This window comes from uncultured Oceanisphaera sp. (genome assembly GCF_947495715.1).
Lineage (GTDB): Bacteria > Pseudomonadota > Gammaproteobacteria > Enterobacterales > Aeromonadaceae > Oceanimonas > Oceanimonas sediminis.
The window spans coordinates 65066-90968 of record NZ_CANLZU010000008.1; the positions used below are offsets into that span (position 1 = coordinate 65066).

Below are 25903 nucleotides of genomic sequence, written 5' to 3' on the forward strand. Positions count from 1 at the left end.
TTCAGACGACTGACCAGATGATAAGGAGATCTGCATGGCCGACTTTCCCGTGTCCATACTCATCGTGATGCTTGCGGGCGTGGGCCTGCTGAGCCTGTTGCTGGCGCCGCGGGTACGTACCGCAGAAGGATTTTTCTCCGGGCGAGACGAGCAGGGCGCACAACCCGGGCTGCTGACCCTGATCTTTTCCCAGGTCACCACCTGGATTTTTGCCCGCTCGTTGCTCAATGCCGCCATTCTTGGCTACTTCTATGGTATCGCCGGGGCGCTGGCTTATACGGCCTATTATGGCTCTTTTCTCACCGGCTGGCTGATCGTCGACCGGCTGCGTTATCGATATGGCGTGCATAATATTCAGACGTTTCTGGTGGCCCGTTTCGGCCGGGTGGGCAGCAGTTGTTTCAATCTGCTGATTTCATTGCGGCTGTTGACCGAGGTGTTTGCCAATCTGCTGGTGGTGGGCATGGTGTTCGGGGTGGCGGGCTCCGGCGCCTACACCGGGGCTATTCTGGCGGTGTCGGCGCTGACGTTGGTCTATTCCATGACCGGCGGCCTGCGGGCCTCGCTGCGCACCGATGTGCTGCAAATGGGGCTGCTGATCGTGCTCATCGTGCTGCTGTTCACCATGGCACTGCTGCACCCGCTGTTCGACTGGCCAAGCGTGCTGGCCAGCAGCCCCGAATGGAATAGCCCGGGCTGGATATTATTGGGGGTGGCGCTGCTGCAGGTGCTGAGTTACCCGCTGCACGACCCCGTGATGATGGACAGGGGCTTTATCGCCGATCGGGGCACCACCAAACGCAGCTTTTTGCATGCCTTTTGGCTGTCGGCGCTGCTGATCCTGGCCTTCGGCCTGCTCGGGGTGTTTGCCGGCCTGCAGGGCGGGGAAGACAAAGAGGTGTTGCTTACCCTGCAACGGCTGCTCGGCACCCCGGCCATGCTGGTGTTGGGGCTGGCGTTGGTGATTTCTGCTGCCTCCACCCTGGACTCGACCCTGTCCAGCGCGTCCAAGCTGCTGGTGGTGGACATGGGTTTGGGACGGCCCTCTGCCAGCAGCGGTCGGCTGGCCATGGCGCTGTTTGCCCTGGGTGGCCTGATACTGGTGTTTGTCGGCAGCAAAGACTTGTTTGATGCGGTCGCGGTCAGCGGCACCGCCTCGCTGGCGCTGACGCCGGTGATATTGTTCAGCATTTTCGCCAATCGCCAGGTAGCGCGCTGGAGCTTCGTGACCAACTTTGCCGTTGCCCTGGCCGGTGCCGGGCTGTATTTCCTCGAAAAAGGCGGCCGGCTCGACCTGATAGGCCCGCTGTTCGGCGTGGAGCACAGCTACAGCAAGCTGCTGGTGATCACGGTGGGCATACTGCTCTCTGGCATGGTGCTGTTTGCCCTGGGACTCAAACCGAAGATGGTTGAGCAAAACCGGGTACACAACCCGGATTGACCCTGACCCGGAGTGATGGGGAATAGTGTGACGTTGGTCGATTCTTTGGTGGCGCTCCTTGCGCTTCGGCTCCCTGTGGGGGCCGCTTGCTGCTATGATCGGCAAAGAATTAATGGAGGGCGTTATGCGGATATTATTTGCCCTGCTTGGCAGTATGTCGTTGGGGTTGGGTGTGCTGGGGGCCTTTTTGCCGGTGCTGCCGACGACTCCTTTCGTGTTGTTGTCGGCATTTCTGTTCGGCAAGTCATCACCCCGGGTGCACGGCTGGCTGGTGAATCACCCCTGGTTTGGCGGCATGATCCGCGACTGGCAGGCCCATCGGGGTCTGCGCGCTCATGTGCGGCGCCGGGCCCTGTGGATGATGGCCTTAAGCTTCGGTTTTTCCATTTACATAGTGCCTTTGTGGCCGGTCAAAGTAGGGCTGGCGTTGACCTTTATTGCGCTGCTGGTATGGTTTTTGCGCTTACCTCTGGTGCCGGACTCCCCGGCGGTTGCATTGAAGCAGACTAGGCCCTAAGCTAGCCGCCATTCAACCTTATATGCCATGCCCGTGCCGTGTCCGGGCCTAACAAGGCTGCCTGTCTATTATGAAACAAGAAACCCTGAAACTGATTGCCGACAGCATCACCTCTATTCCCGATTATCCCAAAGAAGGCATCGTTTTTCGCGATATCACCAGCCTGGTAGAGAATGCCGAGGCATTCAAGGCGACCATCGATGCCCTGGTGGAGTTGTATCGCCATTCCGGCATCAACAAGGTGCTGGGCACCGAAGCCCGCGGTTTTATCTTCGGCGCCCCGGTGGCGGCGGCATTGGGGGTAGGGTTTATTCCGGCCCGCAAACCGTCCAAGCTGCCCCGTGAGGTGATTGAAGTGCCGTATGATCTGGAATACGGTCAGGATCGGCTGCAGATACACGTGGACTCTATTGCACCCGGCGAAAAGGTGCTGATCATCGACGATCTGCTGGCCACCGGCGGCACCGTGGAAGCGGCGGTCAAGCTGGTACGCCGCTGTGGCGGCGAAGTGCAGGAAGCGGCCTTCGTGATTGCCCTGCCGGCCCTGGGTGGCCTGCAGCGACTGAACAAGATGGGCATTCGGGTGAACAGCCTGGTCCAGTTTGACGGTCATTAACCGACCATGAGCTATCAGGTTCTCGCCAGAAAATGGCGCCCCCGGCGTTTTGCCGATGTGGTGGGCCAGCAACATGTGCTGACCGCCCTGATCAACGCCCTGTCACAGGGGCGGCTGCATCATGCCTATCTGTTCAGCGGCACCCGGGGGGTAGGCAAGACCTCCATCGCCCGGCTGCTGGCCAAGGCGTTGAACTGCGACACCGGCATCACTCCCGATCCTTGTGGTGAATGCACCAGCTGCCTGGAAATAGAGCAGGGCCGTTTTGTCGATCTGCTGGAGATAGATGCGGCCAGCCGCACCAAGGTGGAAGATACTCGCGAACTGCTCGACAACGTGCAGTATCAGCCGGCCCGGGGCCGGTTCAAGGTGTATCTGATTGATGAAGTACACATGCTGTCGCGGCACAGCTTCAATGCCTTGCTGAAAACCCTGGAAGAGCCGCCGCCGCACGTCAAGTTTCTGCTGGCCACCACGGATCCGCAGAAGCTGCCAATCACCATTCTGTCTCGCTGCCTGCAGTTTCATCTCAAGAGTCTGGAGCCGGGGCTGATCGACGGCCAGCTGCATCATATTCTGCAGCAGGAGCAACTGCCGTTTGAACCGGAAGCAACCGCCGCCCTGGCGCGCGCCGCCGATGGCAGCCTGCGTGATGCCCTGAGCCTGACCGATCAGGCACTGGCCTTCGGCAATGGTGAGATCAAGCTGGCGCTGGTCGAGTCCATGCTGGGCAACCTTAACCGCAGTCAGCTGTTGGCGCTGGTTGAGGCGGTGCTGGCCGGGGATGGAGAGGCTCTGCTGGCGCGGGTGGCCCAACTGGCGAGCATGGGCCCGGATTACGATCAAATTCATAAAGAGCTGATAGGTTTCTGGCATCAACTGGCGCTGGCCCAGGTGGTACCGGCGCCGCCGTCGCCGTATGCCGCCGAGCTCAATCGGCTGGCCCCGTTGGTGTCTGCCGAGCAAATTCAGCTCTATTACCAGATTTGTCTGCAGGGCCGAAAGGATTTGCCTTTTGCGCCCGATGGCCGCTCGGCGCTGGAAATGACGTTGTTGCGTACCCTGGCATTTCGGCCCGAGGCGCCGGTTGCCACCCATTCTAGTGCGACTGCACCGAAAGCGTTGCCCGTTGCCGGAGCCGCTCCGGTAAAAAAGCCTGAGCCGCCACCATCCGATGCCGCGTTGCACCACGTGGATGAAGATGATGCCATGGCGGCCAAACTGCGGCAGGAGCAGGACGAAATACTGAACGAAGCGGGGCGTCTGGGTCATGCTTCGCAGCCGCAAGAGCAACCGCAGCTACCGGAGCAGGCACGGCCGCAAGAGCAGATACCTGCTCCGCAGGCACCGGCGGCAGACCAAGCAGCCTTGCCTTCGCCGAGGCCATTACCGCTGGCATCGAACTCGGCAGCGCCTGAAACCGAGGCACAAACCACGGCGACAGTGTCTTCGACCGAGCCGTCCCCAGTGCCTGTTGATACGTCACCGGTAACGCAAAACGTAGCCCCTGTCGCACCGGCACCCGCAGTCGATGCAGTGGTTGATGAGGCGGCGGCCGACGTCGCCCGTATTCGGCGTTTGCTGCAAACCCGTAACCGGTTGCGCAGCCAGACTCCGGACAAAACCCAGGGCCCGGAAAAAACCGCAGCCGAGCCGGACAAGCCGACAGCCAGAACCCTGTCTGCGGTGCCACCGACCAGAACGGCGGCTGCTGCCAAGCCTGATCATACTCAGGTTCGGCGGTCTGATTCGCCGCCGTCTATGGCAGGGCAGGAACGTGATCGCCCTGATGTTGGGGCTATGCGCGGGGCAGACGAATTGCCGCCGCTCGATGCCTATGACGACATGCCCTGGGATGACGAGGATACGCCGCCCTGGCAGGATGAGCCGGCCGCTTCCCGGTCAACGGCGGCACCCATCGTCAAGCCGTTGCCACCGGTAAGCAAGCCGGCCAGCTCATTGCCTCAGCCGGCGGTCACGCCGGCCAAGGCCGCCAGCACAGCGGGCAAGCCGGTAGCGGATCTCCCCAGGCCCGGCTCTTCCCGGATTCGGGCAACGGCAGCCTCGTCTCAGCCTGGCCCCGAGCCCCTGAAGGCGGCAAGCCTGCTGCCCGAGGCCGAGGATGAGTGGACCCGGTTGATGGCACAGCTGCCGTTGGGCGGTTTGCTGCGCCAGCTGGCGATGCACAGCACCCTGGAGCGCGACCAAAACCGATGGCGGCTCTGGTTGCGCCCGGCACACCGTCATCTGCTGAACGACAAGACCCGTCAGGAGCTGGAGGCGGCCATTAACGGCCAGCAGCCGACGCCGGTCAGTTTGCAGGTAGACATCGGCGAGCAGGGCGGTGAAACCCCGTTCGAGATCGAACAATTGCTGTTTCAGGCGGCGACGGCACGCGCCAAAGATGAAATCGAGGCCGATGATGCGGTACAATTTTTCATATCGCGCTTCGCGGCGGTGCTCGACACCGACAGTATCGAGCCCATGGCGCAGTAGCGCCGGGTTTTATTTATCCATTAATCAAGAGTGAGCATGTATGTTTGGTAAAGGTGGAATGGGCAATATCATGAAGCAGGCCCAGCAGATGCAGGAAAAAATGCAGAAGCTGCAAGAAGAACTGGCCCAGCTGGAAGTTGTGGGTGAAGCCGGTGCCGGCATGGTAAAAGTGACCATGGCAGGCAGCCACTCGGTACGCCGTGTCGAGCTGGACGACAGCCTGCTGCAGGATGACAAGGAGCTGCTCGAAGACTTGCTGGCCGCCGCGGTTAACGATGCCGTGCGCCGGGTTGAAGAGCAGAACAAGAGCCGCATGGGCGAACTGACCGGCGGCATGCAACTGCCCCCGGGCTTCAAGATGCCCTTCTAAATCAAGCTTTAAGTATTAAGCTGGAAGCTGGAAGAAAAACACTGGTGGCTGAGCACGCTGTTGCTTATCTTTCAGCTTCTAGCTTCTAGCTTCTAGCTTCTAGCTTCTAGCGTTCAGCTTTACCCCCAAGAGTGACCTCATGCGTTTTAGCCCCCTGTTGGATGAATTGATCAAGAGCCTGCAAGTGCTGCCCGGGGTCGGGCCCAAGTCGGCGCAGCGAATGGCCTTTGCCCTGCTGGAGCGTCAGCGCGCCGGTGGCCGCCGTCTGGCCCATGTGCTGGATCAGGCGCTGGAGAAGATTGGCCATTGCCGTCAGTGTCGCACCTTCACCGAAGAAGAGACGTGTCCGATTTGTGCCAATCCCAAGCGGGCGGTCAGCGGTCAGCTCTGTATCGTCGAAAGCCCGGCCGATGTGGTGGCCATCGAGCAGACAGGTCAGTATCAGGGACGTTACTTCGTGCTGATGGGGCATCTGTCGCCGCTTGACGGGGTAGGGCCGGAAGAGTTGGGACTGGATAACCTGGCCGACTGGCTGGCAGCCGAATCGTTTGAAGAGCTGATCCTGGCGACCAACCCGACGGTAGAAGGAGAGGCGACCGCCTATTTCATCGCCGATATCGCCCGCAGCCATGGCGTCGGCGTCAGCCGTATCGCCCACGGCGTGCCCATCGGCGGCGAGCTGGACCTGGTGGACGGCAACACTCTCAGCCACTCCTTCATGGGGCGCAAGACCTTCGCCGATTGATATTGTCGTGAGGGGTGGTATGCATGATCTCGGTTTGGCGCCGTTTCCCCCTCACCCCTCACCCCTCACCCCTCACCCCTCACCCCTCACCCCTCACTCATCACCCCTCACCCCGCACTGTGTCCAGAACCAGTCGCTCGAGCGTGACCGCACTCAGCCGGCTCAGCAGTTGGGCGGCGGCATCATATTGCTGTACCTTCGCTTTGGCTTCCACAATAAAGGCGCGGCGGATGTTGTCGGCGGTATAGCCCTGTAAAAACAGCTGGCTCAGGGCAAGCTGCATGGGGCCCAGGCCGGGATTAAAGGCCGCGTTCTCAAGGTAACGACCGCGACAGAGCTGACCGTCGTCCAGCAATAACGCCACCCCCGCGCGATTATGGCTATAAGGGGCGTAACTGGCGTTGGCTTCGTCCTGGGCGGCCAGACAAGCCAGGTTTTGCTCTGTTTGTGGTGGCTTTTGTTGTTGCCCAAGCGCGCCGGCCGGTCCGTTGAGCATGCCGTAAGTCTGCCCCAGATCCGCCGGGCCAAAGGCATGGGGCAGCAGCTCGGCCAGCATGAAGTGATCGTCGGGCAATACCAGCATCAGACTGGTTTGATTGAGCTCGTGCATAAACTGGCGACAGTGGCCGCAGGGGCTGGCGCTGACAATCACTTTCTCGATGTGATGCTCATCAAAAAGCGCCGCATGGCCAATGGCCGCCTGCTCTGCATGTAGTGCGCTGCTCAAGGGCAGGCCGGCGGTTTCCATGTTGGCGCCCAGATACCAGTGACCGGAGCCGCCAATGGCGATGGCACCCACCCGAAAGCCGGAGACCGGAACCTGTGATTTTTGCCGGGCCAGCGGCAACAGGGCCAGTGCCAGCGTATCTTCTCCCAGTTGCGTTTCTTGTAGCAGCGTGGTGATTTGCTCCGGGCTGAAGCGACACAGATGTTCGAGCCGGTGCTGCTGTAGTGATGATTTGAGTGCCTCATGGGTCATCGGTCAGCGCCTTCTGCGATTTAAGCAATACACCAAAGATACAGATGAAACAGTGGCGGGGCCAGTACGGCGGTGGCGATGCCGCATACCACCATGGCCAGCGAGGAAAAGGCGCCCTGTACGTTTCCGACCTCGGCGGCGGCACCGGTGCCGATGGCGTGAGCGCCGGCGCCCATGGCCAGGCCCTGGGCTTCGGGGTGGTGAATGCCGGCAAGCCGCATCAGCGGAAAGCCGATGATGGCGCCCATCATGCCGACAATGATCACCAGCCCGGCGGCGATGGCGGGAATGCCGCCCATGCTCTGGCTAACGCTCATGGCCAGCGGCGTGGTAATCGATTTGGTGGCGATGGAAGCCAGCAGCTGGGGTTGTGCCTGCATCAGGCCGCCGATCAGCAGGGTAGTGCCTACCGAAATCAACACCGACAGGCAGCAGCACAACAGGATGGGCCCCAGCTGGCGGCGGATTTTGGCGGCCTGCTGGTACAGTGGCAGGGCAAAGGCGACCACCGCCAGCTCCAGCAGCAGGCTAAGTGGTCTCACGCCGGTCTGGTAATCGGCCGGATCTTGTCCTGTCAGTAACAACAGGGCGATGATGGCCAGCGCCGGCAGCATGATGGTATTTACCAGCGGGCTTTTTACCTTGCGGGCCAGTTTCCTGGTCAGCAGATAGAAAAGGGCAGTGAGTGGAATCGCGAGCCAGGCCATCATGACAGCATCCTCTGATAGAGACGCCCTACCACCAGCAGGATCAGCACCAGGCCGCTGAGAGCGGAGCTGATAATCAACCCCAGGCCGTCGCTCAGCAAGTCGGTATAGCCGAGCAGACCCACGGCGACAGGAATAAACAGCAAGGCCATATGGCGCAGGATCAGCTGACCGCCGTCATGGATCCAGCTCAGGGGAAGCAACTGGGTGCTTAGCAGAAAAAACAGCAGTAACAAACCGAGAATGCTGCCCGGAAAGGCAAAGGGCAACAGTGTCGCCATGCCCTTGCCCACCATCAGGCAGGACAGTAACACCACAAAGTCGCGGATCAGTTTCATGTGACGGCTCTTAAAGGGATTGAACATAACGGGCCACCGCCTGCAGCAGTGCCAGCTTGTTTTCATCTTCCTGATGCTCAATCACCAATTGTTCCAGTCGGTGCATGTAGGGCTCGGCCAGGGCCGACAGCCGATCCTGACAATGCAGTTGCCAGCGCTGCCATTCCTGCTCATTCAGCGTATGCGGGTAGTTGCGAGCCCGGTAGCGAAACAGCAGCTCGGGCAGGCGGTCATCGTTGAACTGCAATGGCAGATCAGTGAGGGCATCCGGCGTGCTGTTGCGCACCATGGCCATGGCGGCCTTGTCGGCCTCGCCGAAGAAACCACCCTGATAGAGCGCCGCATCCACATCGGTGATGGGGGGGAAATCCCGCTGTAGCTGATAAAGCGCCACTACCTTTTCGCGAATTTCCGGATGCCGGCGCAACAGATCCAGGCTGTGCCGGCACCGGTTTCTGTCGATACCCAGTTCGTCGGCCCTTTGCTCGGACAGTGCCGCCGCCTTGGCCAGAGCCGGACACTTGTTGATATGCACCAGTTTCACCGGCACCGGCGGCAACTCGCCCAGATCGGCCCGTTTGGTATAAAGCCGTTCGTGTAGCTGCTCCGGTGTCAGTTCGACCAGGGGTGTCAGATCCATGGCCAGATTGACGCAAATCACCGCGTTGGCGTTGTCCGGATGCCAGGCCAGCGGCGCAACCCAGCTGGCGCAGCCCTGCCAGGCAGAAAACATGCCGGACACATGCACCAGCGGCTTGTTGTTGATGACGTCAATCAGCGCCTTTACCTTGTGCTTGCTGCGCAGCTCGAACAGATAGTCGAACAGCTTGGGCTGAGCCTGGCGCAGCAAGCGGGCCAGACTGATGGTGGCGCGCACATCGGCCAGGGCGTCGTGGGCATTGCCGTGATCGATACCGTTGGCTTCGGTCAGCCGTTCCAGCCGGAAGCTGGGTTTGCCGTCTTCGTCTTCCGGCCAGTGGATGCCGTCGGGGCGCAGGGCATAGAAGGTGCGCACCACATCCAGCAGATCCCAGCGTGAGTTGCCCTGTTGCCAGCTGTAGGCATAGGGATCGTAGAAGTTGCGATACAGGGTATAGCGGGTGACTTCATCGTCAAAGCGAATGTTGTTGTAGCCAAGAATACAGGTGCCGGCCTGGCTGAATTGCTCGTGAATGCGTTGGATAAACTCGGCTTCGCACACCCCTTCCTGCTGGGCTTTTTGCGGCGTAATGCCGGTGATCAGTGTTGCCTCGGGCGAGGGGAGATAGTCGACCGGCAAGCGGCAATAGAACATCAGCGGCTCGCCAATTTCGTTCAGCTCGGCATCGGTACGAATGGCGGCAAACTGCACCGGCCTGTCTTGCGCCGGATTGATGCCTGCGGTCTCGTAGTCGTGGAACAAAAAAGTGGGCTGTGCTGCGTGATTGCTCATGATGTGATGTCTTTATCGCTGTGGGTCATGCTTGACGCTAGAGTACCATCTTGTGGCGATGGCGGGCAAAGCGTGGTGAGGATTCGGACGGAGCATAGGCAACAAAAAGGCCGGAGCGGTTCCGGCCTTTTTGACGACATTATGCGGGCGACCCGATACGAAGGGGGTTATTCGGCACTGTCTTCAGCCGGTTCGTAGTCGTCGTCGCTGCCACTACCTGCGGTCATGGGGGAGCACAGGCGGTGCACACGTTTTGGACCGATGACTTTCAGGTATTTCAACCAGACCTTGGCATGGCGGCTTTCGGTGGCGGCACCTTGCTGTACCTGTTCGAAAAAACGCTGCTCGTCATCGCAATTCGGTGCCCGTTGTCCGGTATACAACGCCAGCATGGCATGGCCGGACTGCTCAAGCAGTTGTGCTTCCGCGACGGTAAACTCGCCACAACGACGCAGACCGCGAGGAAAATGGGCGAAGTCCTGAAACGGCTTGGTTGACTCAAAGCTCATGTTCATTCTCACTCTATGTGGCTCTATGATTCGCGCAAAGTATGGCAGCTGATCCCGGTATGCAAAATCAATTTTTTTCACGTGTTATTAAAAATATTTTCATGCCTGTTTTTTGGCTTCCGAGTCACTATCTCCACCACTGTGATCGGAGCTGTCACTGGTCAGTTCGATAAAGCGGGGGTGCTGACGCAGCGGGTCGAATTCTTCGTCATCGGCCGCCACACTGCGCAGGTGTACGTTGCTCTGCACCGCCAGCTCCAGATCGGACAATGCCTGATCTTCATTACCCACCCCCGCATGGGCACAGGCACGCTGATACAGGGCGTGCGCGTTTTGCTGATCTACCTGCAGTACCCGGTTGCACAGGCTCAGTGCCCACTGGCGCTCGTTCATCATCAGGGCGGCGTCGGCCTTGTGAGTCAGGGCGTCCAGATCGCCGGGTTTGATGTCCAGGATCTGATCGTAGATATCAATTTTAGCCTGGGGACTCTGCTCCTGACTGGCGCGCAGCCACAGGCCGTGAATTTCCTGGAAACGTTCAATTTCCCGATAGTTTTCCGCAATAACCTTGGTTTTTCGCTGCAATTCGCGCTCTATCTGCTTCAGCTTGTGTTCGTAGGTACTGGTGATTTTTTTCATCTCGGTTTCGGCATATTCACGAGCGGTTTTTTTCAGTTCCCGTAATGATTGCCAGCCCACGATGGCCAGCACCGAGGCGGCGCCCGCCAGCAGGTAGAAAAAATAAGTCACGGTGACGTTGGCGTAGCTGATGGCCTTGTCGGCCACCGCCAGTTCTTTTTGAACGACGTCTTCGGTGACGCTGACCTGAAAACGGGCCATTTCGGTACGCACGGCCTTCAGCTCATCCAGTATATAGCGCTCCATGAAGGGCGTAAGCGGAATGCGCGTTTCGGCGGCTGTCTCCGGTTCGGCGGGCACGGCAGGCTTTTCCTGAGCGAACAGAGGTATGGATACAATCAAGAAGCAAAGGGATATAAATAATTTGGTCATGGGATACCGACTGGAGGTGAAAGACTCGAAAACCTGGTCGGTGCAGGATAACCCGATGATGTCTGGTGTTCAAACAATGACTAGGCGGCACCAGGGTGCCGCCTGATACGAGATCAAGCCAGTTCTACTTCTTCGGCTTGTGGCCCTTTCTTGCCCTGGGTGACGACAAAGGTGACCGGCTGACCTTCTTGCAGGGTTTTGAAACCATCGCCCTGTATGGAGGAGAAATGTACAAACAGATCCGGCCCGGAAGCCCGGGTGATGAATCCAAAGCCTTTTTCCTCGTTGAACCATTTTACGGTTCCTGTTTCTTTCGTACTCATAGTGTGTATCCGATTTAGTCTGACAAGGTGGCGATAACAGCATCGCCACTGCATAGATAGTAGCAGCTCGTTATGGACTGAGCCTGAAAGGCCGGCAATCGCCCGTGATGACTGGGCTGGGAAAGTTCCGTTTGTGACTGTTTTTTGGGTTTTTTGGTCACATCACAATGATAAAATGCATGCTGTTCAAATTAATTTAACAGAGATAAGGTTGCAATTTATCAACGGTTTGTTAGGTTAATAAAGGATTTTTACTTAGCCCACTAACTAAAACAGTTTAGGACTATAAATGATTGCTACCGACACGGATACGACCATTGATTTGCAACTGTTGTTGCGCCATCCCAAGTCTACCGATGGTCATGAGGTGAATAGCCTGATTGCCCGCTGTAAACCCCTGGATACCAATTCAACCTACTGTAATCTGCTGCAATGCCTGCATTTTGCCGACACCTGTATGTTGGCCGAAGATGAAGACGGCACACTGCTGGGGTTTATCTCTGCCTACCGTAAACCTGCCGAGCCAAACACTCTGTTTGTCTGGCAGGTAGCCATAGATAAACGCGCCCGTGGTGAAGGATTGGGTCGCACTTTGCTCGATACCCTGCTGGGATCGGAAGCCTGTGCCGGTGTTACCCACATTGAAACCACCATCACCGCCGACAATGCTCCTTCCTGGGGACTGTTTGAAAGCCTGGCCCGTAGCCAGGCCACCGGCCCGGGCGTACGCCACGTCTTGTTTGACCAGCAGCGTCACTTCAACGGTGGCAGCAGCAGCGAAATCCTCTATCGCATTGCGCTTGGCTGATCCTTCCGGCCGACCCTCAGCATTTTTTCGAATTTAATGTTTTTAGATTTAACTCAGGACTTTAAGGAGTCGAGATGAGTATTTTTGATGTAATGGAATCCAGTGTACAAACTTACGCCCGTTCTTTTCCGGTGACCTTCAACAAGGCTCAGGGTGTATGGCTGCACGATCAGACAGGCAAGCGCTATTTGGACTTTCTTGCCGGTGCCGGTACCCTCAATTACGGCCATAATCACCCGATACTGAAAGAAGCGCTGATTGAATATATTCAGGCCGATGGTATTGCTCACGGCCTGGACATGCATACCTCTGCCAAGGCGTCGTTTCTGACCGCGTTGCAGCAAATCATTCTCAAGCCGCGTGGCCTGGATCATGTGGCCCAGTTTACCGGCCCTACCGGCACCAATGCGGTAGAAGCGGCAATGAAGCTGGCCCGTAAAGTCACCGGTCGCAGCAATATTGTGGCCTTTACCAACGGTTTCCATGGCGTGAGCCTGGGGGCGCTGGCCGCCACCGGTAACCAGCATCACCGAGGCGGCGCGGGCACATCAATGGCCGATATCAGCCGTTTGCCCTACGACGGTTACCCGGGCGCCGGTGAAGACAGCCTGCTGCTGTTTGAAACCATGCTCAACGACAATTCCAGTGGCCTCGACAAGCCCGCCGCCGTGCTGTTTGAAGTGGTGCAGGGCGAGGGGGGGCTGAACGCCTCATCGGTTAAATGGTTGCAGCGACTGGAAAAAATCTGCCGTGCCCACGACATTCTGCTGATTGCCGATGATATTCAGGCCGGTTGTGGTCGTACCGGTACCTTCTTCAGCTTCGAGCCGGCCGGTATCAAGCCGGACATCATCACCCTGTCCAAGTCGCTGAGCGGCATGGGTCTGCCTTTTGCGTTGGTGCTGCTGCGTCCCGAGCTGGACCAGTGGTCACCGGGTGAGCACAACGGTACCTTCCGCGGTAACAACCATGCCTTTATTACCGCGCGCAAGGCGCTGGAAACCTTCTGGCAGGATGATGCCTTTGCCGCCGACGTGCGTGCCAAGGGTGAACTGGTCACCAAGCGTCTGCAAGCCATGGCCGATCGCTTCCCGCAGTTGTTCGACAAGGTGAAGGGGCGTGGTCTGATGCAGGGCATTGCCTGTCGCGATGGCGACATTGCCGATGTGATTACCTCCAAGTGTTTCGAGCGTGGTCTTATCATCGAGACGGCCGGCCCCAACGACGAGGTGGTGAAGTGTCTGTGCCCGCTGATCATCACCGAGGCCGAACTGACTCAGGGTCTGGACTGGTTGGAAGACGCCATCGTGGAAACTGCCAGCGAACGCCTGAAGAAGGCGTCTTAAGCTCGGTTTGTGCCAGTCATGGCCCTTTATCCTCCCTGATGCCAGAGAGTGGCCTGTTGGCGTGGTCTACAGGCAACTCGGTACTCAAAAAGAGGCAACAGAGATCGACGGCCACGACCGTGAAATGCCAGGGACGGCATTTCCCGAGCCCTCAGGGATGAGTTTATGGCGTGTCGTGGGAGGCGGCTGTGTTGCCTCTTTATCTGCAAACAGAATAAAAGAAAGGAAACAGCATGATAGTACGTACTCTTGCCGAATGTGAACAAAGCGAACGCCGTGTCCAGTCCGAAACCGGCACCTGGGAAAGCACCCGCATGCTGCTGAAAGACGACAACATGGGTTTTTCGTTTCACATCACCACCATCTATGCCGACACCGAAACCCATATCCATTACCAGAACCATCTGGAGTCGGTGTACTGCATGAGCGGCAACGGTGAAATAGAAGATCTGGCCGATGGCAAAATCTATCCCATTCAGCCCGGTACCCTCTATATCCTCGACAAGCACGACAATCACCTGCTGCGCGGTGGCAGCGAAGACATGAAGCTGGCTTGTGTATTCAATCCGCCGCTGACCGGCAAGGAAGTACACGACGCCGACGGTGTCTATGCGCTCGACACCGACGAAGCCTGAAGATAAAGCACACTGCGTCGGGGGAGTATCCCCCGACCACGGGCATTTTCACTGGGCAGGGCGTCATATAAAGACGGATCCCAGGCCCACTGAAAATGTGCGACCACGGTAATGAACCAATAAAAATTAAGGGAATAATATAGTGTCACACACAGTAGAAAAAATTGGCGGCACCTCGATGAGCCAGTATCAGGCGGTGCGGGACAACATAGTGCTGCACAAGCGCAAGCCCGGCGAATACTATCAGCGCATGCTGGTGGTCTCGGCCTTCGGCGGCATAACCGACGGCCTGCTGGAATGCAAACGCACCGGCGCCCCCGGCGTGTATGCCACCTTTGCCGACGCGGAAGACGACAGCGCCTGGGAACAGACGCTGGATAACGTCAGTAACCGCATGGCCCAGATCAACAAGGAGATGTTCGGCCTGAGCCCCGAGCGCGCCCTGGCCGACTCGTTTCTGAATGACCGCATCGCCGGCATTCGTGACTGTCTGCATCATCTGCGTCAGGTTTGTGCCTTCGGTCAGTTTCAGCTGGAAGAGCAGTTGCTGACCATCCGCGAACTGCTGGCCGCCATGGGCGAGGCCCACAGTGCCCATAACATGGTGTTGTATCTGCGCCAGAGCGGTGTTAATGCGGTATTGATGGATCTGACCGGCTGGCGCACCGACGATGCACTGCCGCTGGATCAGGTGCTGGAGCAGGCGCTCGAGCGATTCGACCTGTCCACCCAGTTGCCGGTAGTGACCGGTTACGCTCACTGTAAAGAAGGGCTGATGAGCCGGTTCGACCGGGGTTACAGCGAAATGACCTTCAGCCGGCTGGCGGTGCTGAGCGGCGCTCGCGAGGCCATCATTCACAAGGAATACCATCTGAGCAGTGCCGATCCGCGGCTGGCGGGCGAAGATCAGGTCATTCCCATCGGTCGCACCAACTACGACGTGACCGATCAGTTGTCCAACCTGGGCATGGAAGCCATTCATCCCCAGGCGGCCAAGGGACTGCGTCAGCAGGATATTCCCTTGCGGATACGCAACACCTTCGAACCGGATCACGAAGGCACCCTGATCACCACCGACTATCGCAGTCCTTCTCCCTGTGTAGAGATGGTGGCGGGTCGCCGTAATCTGTTTGCGGTGGAGCTGTTCGATCAGGACATGGTGGGCCGGGTCTCGCACTATGCCGAGTGCTTTACCGACGAACTGGATCGCATGAAGCTGAACCTGGTGGCCAAGGACATGAACGCCAATACCCTGACCTATTATGTGTCCGGCAACCGCAAGAAGGTACGCCGTCTGGTCAGTGCCCTGCAGCACCGATTCGACAATGCCGACGTGAATACCCACAAGGTATCACTGGTGTCGGCGGTGGGCAGCGACATGAGCATCCCGGGTCTGCTGGCCCGCTCGGTCGGCGCCCTGAACAAGGCCAAGGTGCCGGTTCGCGCGGTACACCAGTCGCTGCGCGCGGTGGAAATGCAGTTTATCGTCGATGATGAATACTACGAGCAAGCCGTGGTTTCCCTGCATGACGAGCTGGTGCAGACCCACGCCGAAACGGTGGCGCTGGCGGTAGCCTGATGTTGTTTTTGTGAGGGGTGAGGGGGGAGGGGGGAAGAGTTAGTCGAGTCGATTGATTCCTTGTCGATCCCCTCCTTCTGCAGGGCCTGCAACGCAGGCCGTTAACACTGACTCTTTATGCGCCTGGTCGCTTGCGGGCTTGCGACGACTGAAGCGGCGACTATAATCCTGGCCTCACGCCTCACGCCTCACGCCTCACGCCTCACGCCTCACGCCTCACGCCTCACGCCTCACGCCTCACGCCTCACGCTTCCCTGTATCCCCACTTTTTGGCACACTGAACCCTTGTTTTCTGACATCTGGACTCTTTCCATGGCAAAACGTGCCTGTGCCCTGCATATATTGGTAAAAACCGAAGCCGAATGCCTGGCGATAAAACAGCAGCTGGATAAAGGCGGTGATTTTCACAAACTCGCCAAAAAACACTCCACCTGTCCTTCCGGCAAGCGTGGCGGCGATCTGGGCGAGTTCAACAAGGGGGATATGGTCGGCCCCTTCGACAAGGCGGTGTTCAGCGGCCCCGAACTGGTCATTCAGGGGCCGGTGAAAACCCGCTTCGGCTATCATCTGATCAAGGTGCTGTATCGCACGTGACCGATCTTCCGTCGGTTGACCAGGCAGACCTCACCAAGGACAGCGCATGTTTCTCGAGCATATTCAGATCCGCAACTTCATGGGCCTCAATCAGCTGTCGCTGACCCTTAATCAGAGCACGGCGTTGATGGGCGAGAATGCCTGGGGTAAAACCAGTCTGTTTCGCGCGCTGTGGCGACTGATGGGGCAGGGCGGCTGCTGCTACCATTTTGTGGACGAGGATTTTTACCGGCCCGAGCCGGACGAAATGATCGACGAACTGCAAATCGTGCTCAGTTACCGCGAGCACAGACCCGGCATCAGCGAGCATTCGGCCCGGCTGGCGCGACTGGAGCCGGTGTGGATCAAGCACAAGGACAGTTTTCATCGGGTACATTACCGGGCGCGGGCGAAGCGCACGGCCGAGGGCATTGTCAGCGAACACGACTTTGTGGACGGCGCCGGCCTGCCCATCGAGCTGGATGACGCCCACAAGCTGGTGCACTACCTGATTGAAATGAACCCGATATTCCGCCTGCGTGACTCGCGCGGCACGCCGCAGGATCTGCCTATCGTCAATCTGAACGGCGATTACGAGCAACTGCTGACCCGGCTGAGTGAGCAACTGGCGGAAGAAGAAGAGCTGAGCCAGCGGGACATCAAGGCCGGTCTGGATGCGGTGCGTCAGCTGTTTGAACATTATTTCACGCCCCAGGGTGCCACCAGCCGAGCGCCCCGGCGGGCGCGGGATATTGCCATTCACCCGGTCACGTTAAGCCAGTTGGGCAAGCTGAACGACTGGCAGCCGATGGGCGAAGAAAGCGGCCTGTCGCTGGCGCTGTCGGCGGTGGCCCGCACCATACTGCAGGCGCGGGGGGGGAGGCCCATCGAGGTGGGGTCCCGGCCCATGTTGCTGATTGAAGATCCGGAGAGTCGGCTGCATCCCACCATGCTGGCGGTGACCTGGGGCATTCTGGAGCGTTTTCCCGGGCAGAAGCTGGTCACCACCAACTCCGGCGACCTGTTGTCGGCTTTTCCGCTCAATCACCTGCGCCGGCTGGTACGCATGGAGCACGAAACCAGGAGCTTTCGGATTGGCAACGAAAAATACAGCGGCGAAGACATGCGCCGCATCGCCTTTCATGTGCGTATCAACCGCCCCATGTCGCTGTTTGCCCGTTACTGGTTGCTGGTGGAAGGCGAAACCGAGATCTGGCTGCTGAACGAACTGGCCCGTATCTGCGGGTATGTCTTGCCCGCCGAGGGTATTCGCATCATCGAGTTTGCCCAGTGTGGTCACAGCCCGCTTATCAAGGTGGCGCGGGATTTCGGCATCGGCTGGCACCTGCTGACCGATGGTGACGAAGCGGGACAGAAATACGCCCAGGGGGTGCGCAGCATGTTGCGCGGCGAGCGGGAAGAGGACCATCTGACCGTGTTGCCACGGCTCGATATCGAACATTATCTGTTCGATAACGGCCTGGAGTCGGTGTTTCGCGATCAGGCGCAAATTTACGACAAGCATACGCCGACCACCCGCATTATCGAGCGGGCCCTCAATCGGCGCAGCAAGCCGGGCATGGCGCTGGCGGTGGTCGAAGCCATCGAGCTGCAGGGCGTGCAGCTGGTGCCGCGGGAATTACGGCGCATGTTTGCCCGTATGGTCGCGAATGCCCGTCGACAGAGGTAGAATGCCCGGGTGTCTATTTTGGAGAATCACCGATGACAGATCTGTTGCCGGCGCGGTTGTTTGCGCCACTGGCATTAACCGCCATTACGGCCCTTGGCCTGCTGCTGTGGGTACTACGTAACGGCGATCTCTGCCCCGGTCAGCGCCGGCGCATCAGTGACGGCCTGCTGTCGGCCTGGGCGGTATTCGGTCTGGCGTTGATGCTGGGCGTGGAGGCCGCCATGCCGACACTTCTGTTGTGGCTGGGGGGTGCGGCCCTGGTGGCCGGCCTGGGGGCTGTGCTGTATCAGGCGCGGCTGCAGGGCAAGCGCAGCCTGCCGTTAAGCTGGCACACCCCGGCGCTGGGTCTGGCGGGGCTTTATGGTCTCTGGATTATGTTCATGATGGGACCGGCGGCATTGCTGGCGGCCGGTGCCGGTGGCTGTGTGTTTGCGCACCTGATCATGGTACGGGCCAAGCATCGTTTGCAGGCATTCAATACGCTATTGCCGCTGGCGGGCATCGCTTCTGCTATCGGTTGGTTACTGGCATTGCTGGTGCAGACGCTGCTGGCGGAAAGTTCGGCGCAGGCCGCTCAGCCGGACATGAGCCACTTGATTGTTCCGTTCGCCCAGATGAGCGCGGCAATATTGCTCGGTGCCATCATCTGGTTGCTGCCCTTGCTGCGAAAAGAACAGACCCGTCCGCCGGTGATCGCGGTTGCGGCCTTGTTAATTCTGGGTGCCCTGACCACGGGACAGGGCATTATCTGGCAGTTGAGCGTTAACATCGGTTAAACAGTAAAAAAATTGCAGTAAAACCCAAATTTTTCTCGTTGTACTTGCCTATTCGCCCTACCTAGAATGCGCGCCTCAAAAACCGGAGGCGCCATGTACTTAATACCCCTTTATCTGCATTTGACACTGCTTACCCTGGGTAATGCTTTTTTGCTGACCCTGGTGGCGGTGTACCTGAATAATCAGGGGGCAGCGGCGGCACAAATCGGTCTGGTGGGCTCGGCGTTTTATCTGGGCATGCTGGGTGCGAGCTTCTTCGCCGATAAGCTGATCCAGCAGCTGGGTCACGTACGCTCGCTGGTATTGTGCTGTCTGGTGCTGGCCCTGGCCGCCATGGCACTGACCTGGACCAGTCTGTTACCGGTGTGGTTGATATTGCGCATGCTGGCGGGTATTGCCGCGGCGGTGGGCTTCGTGGCAGTAGAAAGCTGGGTACTGGGCGTGGCGCCCCTGCATCGTCGTTCCAGCGCCATGGCGCGTTATATGCTTATCTATTATTTCAGCTACGGTATCAGTCAGCTGTTCATCGACTGGGTTCCCACCACCGGCATGGCCGGCTTCTGGCTGGCTTCCGGCCTTTGTATGCTGTCGGTAGTGCCTTTGTGGTGGGCCAGCCGCCCGAACTTGAATGCCGAGGGATGTGTTAATGCCAACAGCGGCAAGCCCCCTCGTGCAGATCGGGCGTTGGGCCTGGCCGGTTGTCTGGTGGCGGGCATGCTGCTCGGCGCCCTCTATGCGCTGATGCCGATTCAGCTGGAGCAGATGGCGCTGGGGGATGAAATCGGCCTGTACATGGCCTGGCTGATCTTGTGTGGTATGGCGTTTCAGCTGCCCAACGGCAGTCTGGCCGACAAATTCGGCAAGCGCACCCTGATGGGGGTGCAAACCCTGATGATTGGCGCGGGCTGTCTGTTGTTATGGGAATTCGATGGCAAGGGCGCCATGCTCATGGCGTTTGCGCTGCTGGGCGCGGGGGGCTTTACCCTGTATCCCACCACCATGTCTTATGCCTGTGGCAAGATGCATGGCCGGGCGCTGGTGAGAATGACCCAGAAGCTGATGTTTACCTACAGCATCGGCTCGCTGACCGGCCCCATGATAGCGGGCATGATGCTGGAAAAATATCACTCCGGCCTGTTCCTGTTTGTCATTCTGCTGGTGGCCGGCTGGGCGCTGTGGCTGCTGCTGATGCGTCTGCTGACCGACAAGCCGGTGGGCACCACCATTTAAGTTTGTGCGTTCATCTTCTTTCTGCGGCAACGGCCGGCCCCAGGACCGGCCGTTGTGGTTTTATACGCAAGTAATACCGTTCACATTAAACAAGTGGTCTATTTAATTTCTGTATCAATGTCGGACAAAGGGTCTGCTCTACCGACCCGCTTCAAGCACATCCATGTGACGCTCAGCACATGACGTCCCTGTTATGTGATGGTCGGCTGAACAGATCCCTTTGTCCTCCTTGGTGTATCGGCGTCGTCTTTTGATGTGCTGCCTCTGAACTCTATGGCGCTGTGGTTTCCGGGCTTATTTATGGGCTAAATGAGGGTAAACTGGTACTAACCAATCAGAGACAGTCTGTACCGGTCGATGAATACCGCAATAAAGGCCATTACGGTCGGGTCTGTATTCTCGGCGACAATAACAACGAGAATGACTGTATCGCTTTCCATAGGGGGTTCATGATGAAAATGAAAACATTGTCAGCGGTTGCCGTGGTGGCCGCGCTCGGCCTGGCGGGCTGTGCCAACCCGGATGTGTATTCCGGTGATGTCTACAGCAGCAGCGCGGCCAAGCAGGCGCAAACGGTCACCTACGGCACCGTGGTGTCGGTGCGTCCGGTGACCATTCAGGCCGGGGATCAGAACCCGAATCTGATCGGTACCCTCGGCGGTGGTGTGGTGGGTGGCATTCTGGGTAACCAGGTTGGGGGCGGCTCGGGCCAGGCCTTGGCCACGGCAGTGGGGGCCATTGCCGGCACCATGGTGGGCTCGCGGGCCGAAGACAAGATCAATCAGGTCAAGGCAGTGGAGCTGGAAGTGCGTACCGACCGGGGCGACAGCCTGATTGTGGTGCAAAAGGCCGATCGCAGCTGGCAAGCAGGCCAGCGGGTACGACTGGTGGGGTCGGGCAGCACCATGAGTGTGGCCCCCTATTAAACCGGACCGTTAACTCAAATCGAGAAACAAACTTCAGATAATACAAAGGCGCCCCTTGAGGCGCCTTTGTGTTATCTGAAAAACTTTTTATTTTTTAGTATTTTACAGTCCTGTCTTCCCGGGCTCATTTACATCTGTGCCAAGGAAGGTGCAGAAACGGCGACTAAAGCGGCGCCAACTGTAAAAATGACGGTGATAATCAACTCTTTCATTTTTAACCTTCCTCAACGATGGGCTGTGCAGCCAATATACGGAGATGTTGCCGTCATTTCAATCGGTATCTTGTTATTTATTTTAATTATGTGGCCTTATCCGTCGCTAGCTTCCGTTTTTGTATGTTGCTCTTATCTATAACGGGTATTTATCTCGTGAAACGACATGCGACTTTGAAGGTTTTAAATTTTAAAACAATATTAAATCAATAGTTTACTGTTTTACTTGGCTTCCGGAAGATGCTTGGGGGGGGAAGTGTGTCTTCCTCCCGGTTGTCGACTTATCCAGGCGGTTAGGCAGGCTTTTATTCGCGGCGGGTCTCGGTATTCGGTTTGCAAGGCTAAAAAATCATCGCCAACATTTGTGCAAGGGCATGCAAAAGGTGATGCCTGCACCCTGAGGCCATCGAACAGCCAAATTGACGATGAGGATACCTGGCATGGTAGTAACCTGCTTCTCTGTGTATATCGAGGTTGGCACCTGGTGATGTCTGTACGTGTATAGACAGGCCATGCCCATCCTGGCTCCCTTCGCGGCTCATTTCTGCTAGACTGCGCGCCAGTTTTTCATCGAGTAAATGGGGTTGGGTTTGACGCAGTCCGTTGAACAGTGGCAGGCAAAGCTGAAAGAGTGCCGGGGTGCCGTGCGCGGCCGTTTTCGTCGTCGGTTGCAGGGGCTGGCCAAGCTGTCCCAGGCTAAACAGGAAAAAGTGCTGGCAAACATCGCCGCCGAGATGACCGCCTCGAGCGCCGAGCGCCGCCGTCGGCAGGCACTGCTGAACCATCCCATTCATTACCCGCCGCAGCTGCCGGTCAGCGAAAAGCGTGACACCATCAAGGCCGCCATTCGCGACCATCAGGTGGTGATCATCGCCGGCGAAACCGGCTCCGGTAAAACCACCCAGATCCCCAAGATGTGTCTGGAGCTGGGACTGGGGATCGATGGCACCATAGGCCACACTCAGCCACGGCGGCTGGCGGCGCGCAGCGTGGCCACCCGCCTGGCGCAAGAGCTGGAATGCGATCTGGGCCAGCGGGTCGGCTACAAGGTGCGCTTTAACGATCAGATAAGCGAAGGCACCCAGGTCAAGCTGATGACCGACGGCATACTGCTGGCCGAAATTCAGCAAGATCGCATGTTGCGCCAGTACGACACCATCATCATCGATGAAGCCCACGAGCGCAGTCTTAATATCGACTTCATCATGGGGTATCTGAAACAGCTGTTGCCGAAAAGACCCGATCTCAAGGTGATCATCACCTCGGCCACCATAGATCCGGAGCGGTTTTCCCGTCACTTCAATCAGGCACCCATCATCTCGGTGTCGGGCCGAACCTATCCGGTGGAGTTACGCTATCGACCGCTGGTAGACGACAACCGGGAGCGGGATCAACTGCAGGGGATTTTCGATGCGGTGACCGAGCTCACCCAGGAAGGTCCGGGTGACATTCTGATCTTCATGAACGGCGAGCGGGAAATTCGCGATACCGCCGATGCGTTGAACAAGCTGGAGCTGCGCCACACCGAAGTGGTGCCGCTGTATTCCCGGCTGTCCAACGCCGAGCAGAATAAAATATTCGAGTCTCACCGCGGGCGGCGCATCGTGCTGGCCACCAACGTGGCCGAAACCTCGCTCACCGTGCCCGGCATTCGTTATGTGATCGATCCCGGTACCGCGCGCATCAGCCGTTACTCCTATCGCACCAAGGTGCAACGGCTGCCGATTGAGCCTATCTCCCAGGCCAGTGCCAACCAGCGTATGGGCCGCTGCGGCCGGGTAGAGGCGGGCATCTGTATTCGTCTGTACGGCGAAGACGACTTCATGAATCGGCCCGAATTTACCGACCCCGAAATTCTGCGCACCAACCTGGCCTCGGTCATCCTGCAGATGCTGTCGCTGGGCCTGGGCGACATTTCCGCCTTTCCGTTCGTGGAAGCGCCGGATCGCAAGAACATCAGTGACGGCATTCGACTGCTGGAAGAGCTGGGCGCGGTATTGGGTGATCAGGGCGACTTGAAACTGACGCCACTGGGGCGCGATCTGGCCCGGCTGCCGGTGGATCCGCGACTGGCCCGCATGGTGCTGGCCGCACGCGAGCACGGCTGTGTGACCGAGGTGATGGTGATTGCCGCCGCGCTCAGTATTCAGGATCCCCGTGAGCGACCGCAAGACAAGCAACAGGCTGCCGCCGAGATGCACCGCCGTTTTGCCGATAAAGACTCGGACTTCATGGCCTACATCAACCTGTGGAACTACCTGAAAGAGCAGCAAAAAAGCTTAAGCGGCAATCAGTTTCGCAAGCAGTGCATCAAGGAGTTTCTCAACTACCTGCGGGTGCGCGAATGGCAGGACATCTATAGCCAGCTCAGGCTGGTGGTCCGTGAATTGGGCTTTGCGCTCAACAGCGAGCCTGCGGATTACAACAGCCTGCACCAGGCCCTGCTGACCGGCATGCTCAGTCAGGTCGGCATGCGCGATGGCGACAAAAAAGAAATCATCGGCGCCCGTAATGCGCGCTTCGTGCTGGTGCCCGGCTCCAGTCTTGCCAAAAAGCCGCCTCGGTGGCTAATGGTGGCCGAACTGACCGAAACCCATCGTCTTTACGGTCGTACCGCCGCCCGGCTGGAGCCGGACTGGCTGGAGCGGGCGGGCGCTCACCTGCTGAAGTCCAGTTACAGCGAACCCTACTGGTCGAAGAAGCAGGGCGCGGTCATGGGCTACCTGAGCCAGAGTCTATTTGGTTTGCCGGTGGTGATACGCCGTCGGGTCAACTACAGCCAGGTCGATCCCAAACTATGCCGCGAGCTGTTTATCCGCCAGGCGCTGGTGGAAGGCGAGCTCAACACTCGCCACGAGTTCTTTCACCACAATCGGGCCCTGCTGGAGCAGGCCGAAGCGCTGGAGCACAAGTCGCGCCGTCGGGATCTGGTGATTGACGACGAAACCCTGTTCCGCTTTTACGACGAGCGGTTGCCCGCCGACATGGTGTCGATTCGCCATTTCGATGACTGGTGGAAGCAGGCGCGTAAAGACACCCCCGAATTGCTGCATTTTACCGAGGAGATGCTGCTCAACGAGCGGGCCGCCCGGGTCACCACGCTGGATTATCCCGATGCCTGGCAGCACGACGGCCTGAATCTGGTGCTGGATTACCAATTCGAGCCGGGGCGGGAGGAAGACGGGGTCACGGTGCGTATTCCGCTGCCGTTGCTCAATCAGGTGCATCCGGCGCCGTTTCGCTGGCAGGTGCCCGGCCTGCGCCGGGAACTGTTGATTGGCTTGATCAAGTCTTTGCCCAAGCCGATGCGCAAACACTTTGTGCCGGCACCCAACTTTGCCGAGGCGCTGCTGGCGGCCATGACCCCATTGGAAGGCGAGCTGCTCGATCAGATGGAAAAGCATCTGCGTCGCATGACCGGGGTGACGGTACCGCGAGAAGACTGGGACTGGCAGGCGCTGCCGGTGCATTTGATCATGCGTTTTTGCGTGCTGGACGCCGACGGCAAGGTATTGGCGGCGGGCCGGGATCTGGAAGCCATCAAATTGTCGCTGCAGGGGCAGGTGCAGACCGCGCTGACCCAGGCGGTGGATGACGATCGCTTCGAGCAGGAAGGGCTGCTGGCCTTTCCCGAGCGCACCATTCCCAAGACCTATGCCGCCAAGCGCGCCGGTTTCGAGGTGAAGGCCTATCCGGCCATTGCCGATCAGGGCGACAGCGTGGCGCTGACCCTGTGCGAAGACGAAATCAGCCAGGCCCAGACCATGTGGAACGGCCAGAGCCGTCTCTTGCTGCTGCAATTGCCGTCGCCCATCAAGTACCTGCACGCAAAACTGCCCAACAAGGCCAAGCTGGGGCTGTATTTCAACCCCTACGGCAAGGTGCTGGATTTGGTGGACGACTGCATTCGTGCCGGTGTGTATCAGCTGATGCGCAAGCACGGCGCGCCGGCCTGGACGCCCGAGGCCTTTGCCGTGCTGAAAGACAAGGTGGCCGGCGAGCTGAATCAGGTCGTGGCCGATATTGCACTGCAGGTGGAAGAGGTGCTGAGCCTGGCCCACGCCGTGAAGAAACGGCTCAAGGGCAAGATCGATCTGGCGATGGCGATGGCCATGTCGGACATTCAGGCCCAGCTGGACGGCTTGATTTTCCGCGGTTTTGTCACCGAGACGGGGGCCGAGCGGCTGACCGATCTCGGTCGTTATCTGGAGGCCCTGTCGCGCCGGCTGGACAAACTGGCGATCGATCCGCACCGGGATCGGGCGCACCTGCTGAAAATTCAGCAGGTGCAGCAGGCTTACCGCTCCTTGCTGAACAAGCAGCCCAGGGGCAAACCGCTGGCGCCCGAGGTGGCGGACATCCGCTGGATGCTGGAAGAGCTAAGGGTGTCTTATTTCGCCCAGACCCTGGGTACGCCGTATCCCATCTCCGACAAGCGCATTCTGCAGCAGATAAATACTCTGTAAGGAGTGAGGAGTGAGGTGAAGTGTGAGGAGTGAGGAGTGAGGCGTGAGGGGGCGAAGAGTGAGGAGTAAAACATGGGTGTTGTTCCTGTTTCCTCCTCACGCCTCACCCTTAACACCTCACGGCCTTTGCTTTACCTTGTCGCCGGGGCCGGTACATGTTAACATCCGCGCGCTTTTT

23 protein-coding genes are annotated in these 25903 nt (G+C 58.5%); 16 read left to right on the top strand and 7 right to left on the bottom strand.

Annotation, left to right across the window (positions count from 1 at the left end; genetic code table 11):
* Positions 1-34: 34 nt before the first annotated feature.
* The 6 genes from Q0753_RS06590 (at position 35) to recR (ending at position 6185) form a co-directional block, all read left to right on the top strand.
* Complete coding sequence (locus tag Q0753_RS06590; RefSeq protein WP_298718740.1) at positions 35-1441, top strand: hypothetical protein; 1407 nt, start codon at positions 35-37, stop codon at positions 1439-1441.
* 124 nt (positions 1442-1565) lie between these two features.
* Positions 1566-1958 (top strand): YbaN family protein, encoded by a 393-nt coding sequence (locus tag Q0753_RS06595; RefSeq protein WP_298718741.1) that lies wholly within the window; start codon positions 1566-1568, stop codon positions 1956-1958.
* A 70-nt stretch (positions 1959-2028) separates the two neighbouring features.
* Complete coding sequence (gene apt, locus Q0753_RS06600; protein ID WP_298718742.1) at positions 2029-2574, top strand: adenine phosphoribosyltransferase; 546 nt, start codon at positions 2029-2031, stop codon at positions 2572-2574.
* A gap of 6 nt (positions 2575-2580) precedes the next feature.
* The gene (gene dnaX / locus Q0753_RS06605) at positions 2581-5070 is read left to right on the top strand and encodes a DNA polymerase III subunit gamma/tau (RefSeq protein ID WP_298718743.1); all 2490 of its coding nucleotides are present in this window, start codon (positions 2581-2583) and stop codon (positions 5068-5070) included.
* 40 nt (positions 5071-5110) lie between these two features.
* Positions 5111-5440, top strand: a complete 330-nt coding sequence (locus Q0753_RS06610; RefSeq protein ID WP_298718744.1) for a YbaB/EbfC family nucleoid-associated protein — start codon at positions 5111-5113, stop codon at positions 5438-5440.
* A gap of 139 nt (positions 5441-5579) precedes the next feature.
* Complete coding sequence (gene recR, locus Q0753_RS06615; protein ID WP_298718745.1) at positions 5580-6185, top strand: recombination mediator RecR; 606 nt, start codon at positions 5580-5582, stop codon at positions 6183-6185.
* A 100-nt stretch (positions 6186-6285) separates the two neighbouring features.
* Here recR and cdd read toward each other — a convergent pair whose 3' ends face one another.
* From cdd to Q0753_RS06650, 7 genes are all read right to left on the bottom strand, one after another.
* Positions 6286-7164, bottom strand: coding sequence for a cytidine deaminase (gene cdd, locus Q0753_RS06620; protein WP_298718746.1), 879 nt, complete (start codon positions 7162-7164; stop codon positions 6286-6288).
* Positions 7165-7184: 20 nt separating this feature from the next.
* Positions 7185-7874, bottom strand: coding sequence for an LrgB family protein (locus Q0753_RS06625; protein ID WP_298718747.1), 690 nt, complete (start codon positions 7872-7874; stop codon positions 7185-7187).
* Positions 7871-8209 (bottom strand): CidA/LrgA family protein, encoded by a 339-nt coding sequence (locus Q0753_RS06630; protein WP_298718748.1) that lies wholly within the window; start codon positions 8207-8209, stop codon positions 7871-7873. Before Q0753_RS06630 ends, Q0753_RS06625 begins: the two co-directional genes overlap by 4 nt.
* Before the next feature lie 10 nt (positions 8210-8219).
* On the bottom strand, positions 8220-9641 hold the full coding sequence (gene sbcB, locus Q0753_RS06635; RefSeq protein ID WP_298718749.1) for an exodeoxyribonuclease I: 1422 nt from the start codon (positions 9639-9641) through the stop codon (positions 8220-8222).
* Between the two features lie 167 nt (positions 9642-9808).
* Positions 9809-10150: a DUF413 domain-containing protein gene (gene maoP / locus Q0753_RS06640; protein WP_298718750.1), complete on the bottom strand. Its 342-nt coding sequence runs from the start codon at positions 10148-10150 to the stop codon at positions 9809-9811.
* A 99-nt stretch (positions 10151-10249) separates the two neighbouring features.
* A complete protein-coding gene (locus tag Q0753_RS06645; RefSeq protein ID WP_298718751.1) occupies positions 10250-11089 on the bottom strand; it encodes a hypothetical protein in 840 nt (279 codons plus the stop codon).
* A 185-nt stretch (positions 11090-11274) separates the two neighbouring features.
* Entirely contained in the window at positions 11275-11484 is a 210-nt protein-coding gene (locus tag Q0753_RS06650; RefSeq protein WP_104487633.1) for a cold-shock protein, read from the bottom strand.
* 289 nt (positions 11485-11773) lie between these two features.
* On the opposite strand from Q0753_RS06650, the gene ectA reads away from it, so the two are divergent.
* The 10 genes from ectA to hrpA all read left to right on the top strand — a co-directional run bounded on the left by ectA (position 11774) and on the right by hrpA (position 25725).
* Complete coding sequence (ectA, locus tag Q0753_RS06655) at positions 11774-12292, top strand: diaminobutyrate acetyltransferase (protein ID WP_298718752.1); 519 nt, start codon at positions 11774-11776, stop codon at positions 12290-12292.
* 74 nt (positions 12293-12366) lie between these two features.
* A complete protein-coding gene (gene ectB / locus Q0753_RS06660) occupies positions 12367-13638 on the top strand; it encodes a diaminobutyrate--2-oxoglutarate transaminase (protein WP_298718753.1) in 1272 nt (423 codons plus the stop codon).
* A gap of 233 nt (positions 13639-13871) precedes the next feature.
* Positions 13872-14273 carry an ectoine synthase gene (locus tag Q0753_RS06665; RefSeq protein WP_298718754.1) on the top strand — a complete coding sequence of 134 codons (402 nt, stop codon included), beginning with the start codon at positions 13872-13874 and terminating at the stop codon, positions 14271-14273.
* Positions 14274-14415: 142 nt separating this feature from the next.
* A complete protein-coding gene (locus Q0753_RS06670) occupies positions 14416-15852 on the top strand; it encodes an aspartate kinase (RefSeq protein WP_298718755.1) in 1437 nt (478 codons plus the stop codon).
* 312 nt (positions 15853-16164) lie between these two features.
* The gene (gene ppiC / locus Q0753_RS06675; protein WP_298718757.1) at positions 16165-16446 is read left to right on the top strand and encodes a peptidylprolyl isomerase PpiC; all 282 of its coding nucleotides are present in this window, start codon (positions 16165-16167) and stop codon (positions 16444-16446) included.
* A gap of 46 nt (positions 16447-16492) precedes the next feature.
* Positions 16493-18115 (top strand): DUF2813 domain-containing protein, encoded by a 1623-nt coding sequence (locus Q0753_RS06680; protein ID WP_298718759.1) that lies wholly within the window; start codon positions 16493-16495, stop codon positions 18113-18115.
* A gap of 32 nt (positions 18116-18147) precedes the next feature.
* The gene (locus Q0753_RS06685) at positions 18148-18891 is read left to right on the top strand and encodes a hypothetical protein (protein WP_298718761.1); all 744 of its coding nucleotides are present in this window, start codon (positions 18148-18150) and stop codon (positions 18889-18891) included.
* A gap of 93 nt (positions 18892-18984) precedes the next feature.
* The gene (locus tag Q0753_RS06690) at positions 18985-20121 is read left to right on the top strand and encodes an MFS transporter (RefSeq protein WP_298718764.1); all 1137 of its coding nucleotides are present in this window, start codon (positions 18985-18987) and stop codon (positions 20119-20121) included.
* Positions 20122-20570: 449 nt separating this feature from the next.
* A complete protein-coding gene (locus Q0753_RS06695; protein WP_298718766.1) occupies positions 20571-21047 on the top strand; it encodes a glycine zipper 2TM domain-containing protein in 477 nt (158 codons plus the stop codon).
* 802 nt (positions 21048-21849) lie between these two features.
* On the top strand, positions 21850-25725 hold the full coding sequence (hrpA, locus tag Q0753_RS06700; protein WP_298718768.1) for an ATP-dependent RNA helicase HrpA: 3876 nt from the start codon (positions 21850-21852) through the stop codon (positions 25723-25725).
* Positions 25726-25903 lie beyond the last annotated feature (178 nt).

Excerpts from the sequence above, each read along its gene's own strand:
- Q0753_RS06680 (WP_298718759.1), top strand. The coding sequence starts at position 16,493 with ATGTTTCTCGAGCATATTCAGATCCGCAACTTCATGGGCCTCAATCAG.
- sbcB (WP_298718749.1), bottom strand. The coding sequence starts at position 9,641 with ATGAGCAATCACGCAGCACAGCCCACTTTTTTGTTCCACGACTACGAG.
- Q0753_RS06685 (WP_298718761.1), top strand. The coding sequence starts at position 18,148 with ATGACAGATCTGTTGCCGGCGCGGTTGTTTGCGCCACTGGCATTAACC.
- maoP (WP_298718750.1), bottom strand. The coding sequence starts at position 10,150 with ATGAGCTTTGAGTCAACCAAGCCGTTTCAGGACTTCGCCCATTTTCCT.
- Q0753_RS06610 (WP_298718744.1), top strand. The coding sequence starts at position 5,111 with ATGTTTGGTAAAGGTGGAATGGGCAATATCATGAAGCAGGCCCAGCAG.
- ectA (WP_298718752.1), top strand. The coding sequence starts at position 11,774 with ATGATTGCTACCGACACGGATACGACCATTGATTTGCAACTGTTGTTG.
- Q0753_RS06650 (WP_104487633.1), bottom strand. The coding sequence starts at position 11,484 with ATGAGTACGAAAGAAACAGGAACCGTAAAATGGTTCAACGAGGAAAAA.
- ppiC (WP_298718757.1), top strand. The coding sequence starts at position 16,165 with ATGGCAAAACGTGCCTGTGCCCTGCATATATTGGTAAAAACCGAAGCC.
- cdd (WP_298718746.1), bottom strand. The coding sequence starts at position 7,164 with ATGACCCATGAGGCACTCAAATCATCACTACAGCAGCACCGGCTCGAA.
- Q0753_RS06630 (WP_298718748.1), bottom strand. The coding sequence starts at position 8,209 with ATGAAACTGATCCGCGACTTTGTGGTGTTACTGTCCTGCCTGATGGTG.
- dnaX (WP_298718743.1), top strand. The coding sequence starts at position 2,581 with ATGAGCTATCAGGTTCTCGCCAGAAAATGGCGCCCCCGGCGTTTTGCC.
- Q0753_RS06625 (WP_298718747.1), bottom strand. The coding sequence starts at position 7,874 with ATGATGGCCTGGCTCGCGATTCCACTCACTGCCCTTTTCTATCTGCTG.
- Q0753_RS06595 (WP_298718741.1), top strand. The coding sequence starts at position 1,566 with ATGCGGATATTATTTGCCCTGCTTGGCAGTATGTCGTTGGGGTTGGGT.
- Q0753_RS06590 (WP_298718740.1), top strand. The coding sequence starts at position 35 with ATGGCCGACTTTCCCGTGTCCATACTCATCGTGATGCTTGCGGGCGTG.
- apt (WP_298718742.1), top strand. The coding sequence starts at position 2,029 with ATGAAACAAGAAACCCTGAAACTGATTGCCGACAGCATCACCTCTATT.
- Q0753_RS06665 (WP_298718754.1), top strand. The coding sequence starts at position 13,872 with ATGATAGTACGTACTCTTGCCGAATGTGAACAAAGCGAACGCCGTGTC.
- Q0753_RS06690 (WP_298718764.1), top strand. The coding sequence starts at position 18,985 with ATGTACTTAATACCCCTTTATCTGCATTTGACACTGCTTACCCTGGGT.
- ectB (WP_298718753.1), top strand. The coding sequence starts at position 12,367 with ATGAGTATTTTTGATGTAATGGAATCCAGTGTACAAACTTACGCCCGT.
- Q0753_RS06695 (WP_298718766.1), top strand. The coding sequence starts at position 20,571 with ATGATGAAAATGAAAACATTGTCAGCGGTTGCCGTGGTGGCCGCGCTC.
- recR (WP_298718745.1), top strand. The coding sequence starts at position 5,580 with ATGCGTTTTAGCCCCCTGTTGGATGAATTGATCAAGAGCCTGCAAGTG.